An 8,700-nucleotide genomic window follows, 5' to 3' on the forward strand; every position below is an offset into this window, starting at 1 on the left:
GAAGTTTCCAAACCTCCCCTCGTCGAGGAGGGTGGGATGCACCGGTCCTCTCTATCCCTTACCCTAGCGCCGCCTTGAGCTTCTCCCGGTCCAGCGCGCCTTCCCAGCGGGCCACGACCACCGTCGCCACCGCATTGCCGATGAAGTTCGTCAGCGACCGGCATTCGGACATGAAGCGGTCGATGCCGAGGATCAGCGCCATCCCGGCGACCGGCACCGACGGCACGATCGACAGTGTCGCGGCCAGCGTGATGAAGCCCGCCCCGGTCACGCCCGCCGCGCCCTTCGACGATATCATCGCCACCAGCAGCAGGCTGATCTGCTCGCCCAGCGACAGATCGACGTCACAGGCCTGGGCGATGAACAGCGCCGCGAGCGTCATATAGATGTTGGTGCCGTCGAGGTTGAACGAATAGCCGGTCGGCACGACCAGCCCCACCACCGGCTTGTCGCAGCCGGCCCGTTCCATCTTGGCCATCAGGTTGGGCAGCGCGCTTTCGGAAGAGGAGGTGCCGAGCACGAGCAGCAGCTCGTCCTTCAGATAGGCGATCAGCCGGAAGATCGAGAAACCCGCCGCCCACGAGACCCCCCCGAGCACGATGAAGATGAAGGCGAGCGACGTCAGGTAGAAGCACAGGATCAGCCCGCCGAGATTGGCGAGGGTGCCGACGCCGAATTTGCCGATCGTGAAGGCCATCGCCCCGAATGCGCCGATCGGCGCGGCCTTCATCAACATCCCGACCAGACGGAAGACCACCGCCGTGAGCTGCTCGAGCAGGTCGAGCACCGGCGCGCCGCGCGCACCGCTCAGCGACAGCGCGATGCCGAACAGGATCGCGACGAACAGCACCTGAAGGATCTCGCCCTCGCTCAGCGCCGAGACCAGCGTGGTCGGGATGACGTTCATCAGGAAGGCGGTCAGCGACTGGTCGTGCGCCTTCTGGGCATATTCGGCGATATGGCTGGTATCGAGCGCGGCGGGGGCGATGTGCATCCCCGCCCCCGGCTGCACAACATTGGCGACGATTAGACCGACGATCAGCGCGAAAGTCGACATGACGAGGAAATAGCCGAAGGTCTTGAGCGCGACCCGCCCAAGCTCACCGAGATCGCGCAGGCCCGCGATACCCGTCACCACGGTGAGGAAGATCACCGGGGCGATGATCATCTTGACCAGTTTGATGAAGGCGTCGCCGAGCGGCTTGAGCTGGGTGGCGATGTCGGGCGCGAACGCCCCCAGCGCGATGCCCAGCGCGATCGCGATCAGGACCTGCGCATAGAGCGAGCGCCAGAAGGGCGGACGGATCGGAACCGCGGCGTCGCTGTCGATGATCATGTGGTGGCCCCCTCGCACCCGGAAACTGCCCCTAATTCTCCCTTCCTTCAAGGGGAGGGGATAGGCATCACCGCAGCTCGTATCTCAGCGCCACCCACAAGGTCCGTGGCGTCGCGCGTTCGACGGTGCCGTCCGCGCCGACGGTCGCCTCGACGCGCTTGTTCGCGATATTCTCGGCGCGCAGCTCGCCGGTGAAGCCCGCGCCTAGCGGGATCGACGCCACCGCGTCGATGGTCAGCGCATCGTCGAGGCGGCGACTGTTCTGGTCGTCCTCAAACTGCCGCCCGATATAGCGGACGGTCGCGCCAAGACGGGCGAGGCCGGGCCGATTCCAATCGAGCGACGCGCTCGCCTGGTTGCGCGGGGTCTGCGCGGGGCGCAGGCCGTCGAGCGCGATGGCCGCGCCGCTCGCCCGGACGCGCGGATCGATATGCGAATAGCTCGCGTGGAGCCGCCATTCACCCAATGTCGCGAAGCCCTCTATCTCGATCCCCCGGCTGCGGATCGCGTCGACATTCTGCCGCTGGCGGGTGTTGGCGCCGATCGTCACGTTCGACACAGCGTCGTCGAGGCGGTTCCAGAAGATCGTCGCGGCAAGCCGCCAGTTTGCGAGCGGCTGGAAGGCAACACCGCCCTCGACCCCCTTGACCCGCTCGGGATCGAGCCCCGGATTGGCAACGGTCGAGTCATTGCCGGCGCGGAAGGGGCGGTACAGCTCGTTGAGCGTCGGCAGCCGCCAGCCGCTATAGGCCGCCGCGCGCACGGTGATTGCCGATGCGCCGTCGGGGTTCCAGGCGATGCCCGCGCGGCCCGTCGCCTCTGTGCCCGAGCGATCGGGATACACGGCGCTGTTGGCGGCGACGGGCGCGCCCGTGTTGCGGTTGATCTCGGTGCGCCGCCCGTCGCGCAGCCGCCAGCGATCGATTCGCCCGCTTGCGGTCAGCGTCACCCCGTCGCTCGGCAGCAGCGCCAGTTCGGCGAAACCGCCGTAAATCTCCTGTTCGCCGCCTGCGACGCGCCCGACATTGGTCGCGATCACCAGCTCCTGGGTTTGCCCGCTGACATGACGAAGGTCGCCACCAAGCCGCAGATTGACTCCCTCGCCGAGCGACGGGCGGATTTCCGCACGCGCGCCGACGCCATTGGCCGGGACATTATATTGATCGAGCGACTGGCCAGCCGTTGCGCGGCCCGCGCCTATGCTGGCGAAGCCGCTGGAGAATTCGCGGTGCTGGACCCAGGCGCTCGCCTCCCATTGCCACGGCCCCCGGCCCACCAGCCGCAGCGACCCATCGACCGCGAGATTGCTGTTGCCGGTAAAGGGGACGCCGCGATCGCGCTGGTCGAGCAGGAATGATCCGTTCGCCTGCAGCTCGATATCCTCGCCCGCCGGAATCACCGCTCGGGCCGAGGCGCGGCTCTGCTTGTAGCGCGCCGCGCGATCGATCGGGCCGCGATCCTCCTCGACCACGGGGATGAAGCCGTCACCCCGCGCATGACCGCCCGAGACCATCAGGAAGCCGCCGCCGAGCCTGGCGGTCAGCGTCGCATCCGCGTCGATCGATTCGCGGCTGCCATAGGCCAGGCTGGCGCTGAGCCGCGTCGCCTCTTCAGGTCCGACGCTCGACAGTTCGATCGTGCCTGCGAGCGCGCCTGCGCCATAAATGCCGCTGCCGCCGCCGCGCGTCACGCGGACATGACCGATCCGCGCAGGATCGAGCGCCGCCCAGCTCACCCAGCCGCCGAACGGATCGATCATCGGCACCCCGTCGAGCAGGATCAGCGCCCGCGTCGAGGCGTTGCCGCCGAGCCCGCGCAAGGTCGCCCCCTGGCTGGTCGGGTGGGCAGAGCGCGCGTCGGAGCGGCGGAACTGCTGGAATCCGGCGGCATCGCGCAGGATATCCTCCATCCGGCCACTCGCCGACAGGTCGAGCCGGGCCTTGTCGATGCTGATCACATCATAGGCGGCATCGCCCGGGCTGTTCGCCAGCCCCTGCCCGGTGACGACGATATCGCCGGCATCGGCAAAGGCGGGGGCGGAGAGCGCCGCGACGCAGACCGCGCTGAGCAGGAACCTGAAATGCCGCATGATCATCCTTTCGCCTTGGGCGGCGGATGGCCATCCGGGATAGTAGCGTCAATCGGAAAGTGGATTCGCCGGGTCGTCATCCCGGCGAAGGCCGAGCTGACGGATGATCTACGCAGCTACCTCGAACCGCTGGGCATATCTGGACGCAATCCGCGCCACCGGCATCATCACGAACACGTCGATCGTGTTAAAGGCGCGGTCGACATAGGCCCCCTCGCCCAGTTCGGCGCCAACCCGCAGATAGGCCTTGATCAGCGGCGGCAGGCGGCGGAGCGCCAGGCGCGCATCATAGCCGCCGATCGGCAGCGCCGCGAGCGGGATCGCCTCGGCCCCGATCGCGCGGGCGCGCAACTCGGGCGGGGCGAGATGATCGTGCGCGAGCAGCGACAGCCCCTCGGCATGATCCGCCGGATCGGTGCCCGGGAAGCTGCCGCAACCGAACATATAGCCGATGCGGTGACGCTGGAGATAATCGGCGATGCCGCGCCACAGCAGCTGGATTGTCCCCGCGTCGCGATAGGCGGGATCGACGCAGGAACGGCCGAGCTCAAGCAGTTCGACGCCCTCGCGCTTCGCATGCGCCAGCACCCGTGTCAGATCGAACTCATGCGCCGAGTAGAAGCCGGCATGCGCCTCCGCGACGCTCTGGCGCAGCAGCCGATAGGTGCCGACCACCGGACTGCCCGGCCGGGCATGGTCCTCGACCAGCAGATGGTCGCAAAGATCGTCATAGGGATCGATGTCGCGGCCGGGCCCGTCCGTCGCGCCGGCGCTGGCCCCCATGTCGCGAAAGAAGATATCATAGCGCAGCCGCTGCGCCGCAACGATGTCTGCTTTGCCCGATGCCAGCCGCACGGCAAGGCTGCGATTGGCCAGTTCGATGGCTTCCGACATGCCTTCGTCCCCCTTCGTATAACGATGGGCATGCAAATAATGCGGCAATGCGACATGGCGGCTACCGCGATACGATGCTTTTGCTACAAGGACAGGCAAGAGCCGTGACGGCAACGAACCGACCGGTCCAATCAAAAGGGAAGCTCAGGTGACGGCACCCAGCGAGAAATTGCTCCTGTTCGGCGCGACCGGCGATCTGTCGCAGCGCATGCTGCTGCCGTCGCTCTATGGTCTCGCCGCCGACGCGCTGCTTCCCGCGAACCTCGCGATCGTCGCCACCGCGCGCACCGCGCATGACGATGCGGCCTTCCGCGCCTTCGCCGAGACCGCGCTGCGCCGTTATGTGCCGAGCGAGCGGCTCGACGAGGCGGCGCTGACCAGCTTCCTCGGCAGGCTCAGCTATGTCCCGGTCGACGCGTCGAAGGAGGGCGATTTCGCCGCGCTCGCCAAAGTGGTCGGATCGACCGAAAACGGCCTGTCGATCTTCCTCTCGACCGCGCCGTCGCTGTTCGAGGCGACGATCGAGGGCCTCGCCAAGGCGGGGCTCGCCGGCGATGGCGTGCGCATCGGTCTCGAAAAGCCGCTCGGCTACGATATGGCCTCCAGCCGCCACATCAACGATGCGGTCGCAGCGGTCTTCCCCGAGGATCGCACCTTCCGGATCGACCATTATCTGGGCAAGGAAACCGTCCAGAACCTGCTCGCGCTGCGCTTCGCCAACAGCCTGTTCGAGCCGCTGTGGCGCGAAGGCGGGATCGAGCATGTCCAGATCACCGTGTCCGAGACGGTCGGGCTCGAGGGCCGGGTCGGCTTCTATGACGGCGCGGGCGCGATTCGCGACATGCTCCAGAACCACATGCTCCAGCTGCTCGCGCTGGTCGCCATGGAGCCACCCGCCCAGTTCAACGCCACCGCGGTGCGCGACGAAAAGGTCAAGGTGCTGCGCTCGCTGCGCCCGATCGACACCGCCGGCGTGGCGACCCACAGCGTGATCGGCCAATATGCCCCCGGCGCGGTCGCAGGCGGCGCGGTGCCCGGTTATCTCGACGAACTCGGCAAGCCTTCGGACACCGAGACCTTCGTGGCGATCAAGGCGCATATCGACAATTGGCGCTGGCGCGGCGTGCCCTTCTACCTGCGCACCGGCAAGCGCCTGCCCAGCCGCCAGTCGGAAATATTCATCAAGTTCAAGAGCGTACCGCACTCGATCTTCGACATGAAGGGCAGCGCGCTGCAACCCAACAAGCTCATCATCCGTTTGCAGCCCGATGAGAATGTCCGACTGATGCTGATGTCGAAGGAGCCCGGGCTCGACCGCAACGGAATCAGGCTGCGCGAGGTGCCGCTCGACATATCGATGCCGAACGCGTTCGCCGACACCCGCCGCCGTATCGCCTATGAACGGCTGCTGCTCGACCTGATCGAGGGCGACCAGACCTTGTTCGTGCGGCGCGACGAGGTAGAGGCGCAATGGGAATGGGTCGATGCGATCCGCGACGGCTGGGCCGCGAACGGGATGAAGCCCCGGCCCTATATGGCGGGCACCTGGGGCCCGTCGGCGGCGATCGCGCTGACGGAGCGTGATGGCGTGACATGGCATGATTAGGATATTGCAGTTCCTCCCCGGAACGGGGAGGGGGACCATCCTAAGGATGGTGGAGGGGGGCTGCCCCAGGCGGTGCCCCTGACGGACGCCCCCTCCACCGGCTACGCCGGTCCCCGTCCCCGTGCGGGGAGGAATAAGAAGGATAAAGACTATGATCGAAGCCGAATGGTGGGACTATGACGATGCGGACGAGCTGGTCGACGCGGTAGCCGGCGATGTCGGCTTCATCATCGAATCGGCGCTCGACGCACGCGGCCAGGCGCTGATCGCGCTGCCCGGCGGCAAGACGCCGATCCCGATCTACGCGAAGCTCGCCAAGGCGAAGATCGACTGGAAGCGGGTCACGATCATCCCCACCGACGATCGCCTCGTCGCGATGACCGATCCGCTGTCGAACGCCGCGATGATCGCCAAGACCTTCCTGCCGAAGGGCGCGCGCGTCCTGCCGATCACCACCGACAAGGCCGCCGATCACAGCATGGCGGGCAAGGCGGCTGACGCGCGGCTGCAGGAACTGCACTGGCCGCCCGATCTCGTCTGGCTCGGCGTCGGCGCCGACGGCCACACCGCCTCGATCTTCGCGGGCCCCGATCTCGACGAGGCGCTGAACGGGCCCAAAGCGCGGCGCGCGGTGGGTGTGCTGCCCGATCCGATGCCCGCCGAAGCGCCGGTCGCGCGCGTATCGCTGACCAAGGCGGCGATCATCTCGGCGCGCACGCTAATGATCGTCGTCACCGGCGCGGAGAAGCGCAAGCTGCTCGAGCGCGCGATCGAGGACGGCGCGTCGTCGACCGTGCCGATCGGCCGGGTCCTTGCCGACGCCGAACAGGCGATCGACATCCACTGGAGCGAATAGGAAGCTAGTCATGGGCCTGAATCCCGCCGTCGAAGCCGTCACCGCCCGGATCATCGAGCGGTCGCGCGCCAGCAGGCAGGCCTATATCGACCTGATCCGGCGCGAGCGCGACAACGGGGTGGACCGTCCGAACCTGTCCTGCGGAAATCTGGCCCATGGCTTCGCCGCGGCGGAGGAGGACAAGCCGGCGATCCGCGCGGGCGGGCGGATGAACATCGGCATCGTCACCGCCTATAACGATATGCTGTCGGCGCATCAGCCCTATGGCCGCTATCCCGAGCAGATGAAGCTCTTCGCGCGCGAGGCGGGCGCGACGGCGCAGGTCGCGGGCGGCGTGCCCGCGATGTGCGACGGCGTGACCCAGGGCCAGCGCGGCATGGAGCTGTCGCTGTTCAGCCGCGACACGATCGCGCTGTCGACCGCCGTTGGGCTCAGCCACGGCATGTTCGAGGGCGCGGCGCTGCTCGGCATCTGCGACAAGATCGTTCCCGGCCTGCTGATCGGGGCGCTGCGCTTCGGCCATCTGCCGACGATCCTGATCCCCGCCGGGCCGATGCCCTCGGGCCTCGCCAACAAGGAAAAGCAGCGCGTCCGCCAGCTCTATGCCGAGGGCAAGGTCGGTCGCGAGGAGCTGCTGGAGGCCGAGGCTGCCTCCTATCATGGGGCGGGCACCTGCACCTTCTACGGCACCGCCAATTCGAACCAGATGATGATGGAGGTGATGGGTCTTCACATCCCCGGCAGCGCCTTCGTCAACCCCGGCACCAAGCTGCGGCAGGAACTGACGCGAGCAGCGGTCCACCGGCTGACCGAAATCGGCTGGGACGGCGGGGATTATCGCCCGCTGGGCCAGTGCGTCGATGAGAAGGCGATCGTCAACGCCGCCGCCGGCCTGCTCGCTACCGGCGGCTCGACCAACCATGTCATCCACCTGCCCGCGATCGCCCGCGCCGCCGGGATCGTCATCGACTGGGAGGATATCGACAAGCTCTCGGCGGCGGTGCCGCTGATCGCGCGGGTCTATCCCAATGGCGCGGGCGACGTGAACCATTTCCAGGCGGCGGGCGGCATGGCCTATGTCATCGCCACCCTGCTCGATGGCGGCATGCTCCACCGCGATATCATGACCGTCTCGGGCGGCGACCTCGGGGAATATGCGAAGGACCCGAAGCTCGACGGCGATGCGCTCGTCTGGACCGACGCCCCCGGGCGGCCGCTCGACGAGACGATGCTGCGCCCCCACGACAATCCCTTCCAGCCCGATGGCGGCATGCGGCTCGTGCAGGGCAATCTCGGCCGGGGCACCTTCAAGACCAGCGCGGTCGACCAGGGTCGCTGGACGGTCGAGGCCCCCTGCCGCGTGTTCGACGATCAGGACCAGGTCAGCGCCGCCTTCAAGGCCGGCGAGCTCGACCGCGACGTCATCGTCGTCGTCCGCTTTCAAGGACCGCAGGCGAACGGCATGCCCGAGCTGCACAAGCTCACCCCGCCGCTCGGCGTCCTTCAGGACAAGGGCTTCAAGGTCGCGCTCGTCACCGACGGACGGATGTCGGGGGCGAGCGGCAAGGTGCCCGCCGCGATCCACATCAGCCCCGAGGCGCTGGCCGGCGGCCCGATCGCGAAGCTCCGCGATGGCGATATCGTCCGGCTGTGCGGCCATGACGGCGCGCTGACCGCGCTGGTCGATCCCGCCGAGTGGGCCGCGCGCGAACAGGCCACGCCGCCCCCCGCCCATGTCGGCACCGGCCGCGAACTGTTCGCCTTCATGCGCCACGGCGCCGACACGGCGGAGCGCGGCGGGTCTGCGATGCTGGCGGCGGCGGGGCTGTGAGAAAGTCGCTTCTTAGCCCCTCTCCTTTAGGGGAGCGGTTGGGGTGGGGCCTCTCCCCGAATCCTGCCCAGCGGTTAGGCCCCACCCC

The 8,700-nt window shown here is 67.7% G+C and carries 6 protein-coding genes; 3 read left to right on the forward strand and 3 right to left on the reverse strand.

All coding sequences use genetic code 11. The features are described 5' to 3' along the window. Positions 1-58: 58 nt before the first annotated feature. The 3 genes from WP12_RS01895 to WP12_RS01905 form a co-directional block, all read right to left on the reverse strand. Positions 59-1,336, reverse strand: a complete 1,278-nt coding sequence (locus WP12_RS01895) for a dicarboxylate/amino acid:cation symporter (RefSeq protein WP_046192080.1) — start codon at positions 1,334-1,336, stop codon at positions 59-61. Between the two features lie 67 nt (positions 1,337-1,403). Next, positions 1,404-3,425, reverse strand: a complete 2,022-nt coding sequence (locus WP12_RS01900; protein WP_152663856.1) for a TonB-dependent receptor — start codon at positions 3,423-3,425, stop codon at positions 1,404-1,406. A 108-nt stretch (positions 3,426-3,533) separates the two neighbouring features. Next, entirely contained in the window at positions 3,534-4,319 is a 786-nt protein-coding gene (locus tag WP12_RS01905) for a GNAT family N-acetyltransferase (protein WP_046192087.1), read from the reverse strand. A gap of 148 nt (positions 4,320-4,467) precedes the next feature. Between WP12_RS01905 and zwf the strand changes: the two genes are divergently transcribed. The 3 genes from zwf to edd all read left to right on the forward strand — a co-directional run bounded on the left by zwf (position 4,468) and on the right by edd (position 8,612). Beyond that, complete coding sequence (gene zwf / locus WP12_RS01910) at positions 4,468-5,925, forward strand: glucose-6-phosphate dehydrogenase (protein ID WP_046192082.1); 1,458 nt, start codon at positions 4,468-4,470, stop codon at positions 5,923-5,925. Positions 5,926-6,076: 151 nt separating this feature from the next. After that, positions 6,077-6,781, forward strand: coding sequence for a 6-phosphogluconolactonase (gene pgl, locus WP12_RS01915; protein ID WP_046192083.1), 705 nt, complete (start codon positions 6,077-6,079; stop codon positions 6,779-6,781). 10 nt (positions 6,782-6,791) lie between these two features. After that, positions 6,792-8,612, forward strand: a complete 1,821-nt coding sequence (gene edd, locus WP12_RS01920; protein WP_046192084.1) for a phosphogluconate dehydratase — start codon at positions 6,792-6,794, stop codon at positions 8,610-8,612. The last annotated feature ends 88 nt before the right edge of the window (positions 8,613-8,700 follow it).

It is taken from the genome of Sphingomonas sp. SRS2 (assembly GCF_000971055.1).
Classification (GTDB): domain Bacteria; phylum Pseudomonadota; class Alphaproteobacteria; order Sphingomonadales; family Sphingomonadaceae; genus Rhizorhabdus.

Coding starts and splice junctions, on each gene's coding strand:
- WP12_RS01895 (WP_046192080.1), bottom strand. CDS start 1,336: ATGATCATCGACAGCGACGCCGCGGTTCCGATCCGTCCGCCCTTCTGG.
- WP12_RS01900 (WP_152663856.1), bottom strand. CDS start 3,425: ATGCGGCATTTCAGGTTCCTGCTCAGCGCGGTCTGCGTCGCGGCGCTC.
- WP12_RS01905 (WP_046192087.1), bottom strand. CDS start 4,319: ATGTCGGAAGCCATCGAACTGGCCAATCGCAGCCTTGCCGTGCGGCTG.
- pgl (WP_046192083.1), top strand. CDS start 6,077: ATGATCGAAGCCGAATGGTGGGACTATGACGATGCGGACGAGCTGGTC.
- edd (WP_046192084.1), top strand. CDS start 6,792: ATGGGCCTGAATCCCGCCGTCGAAGCCGTCACCGCCCGGATCATCGAG.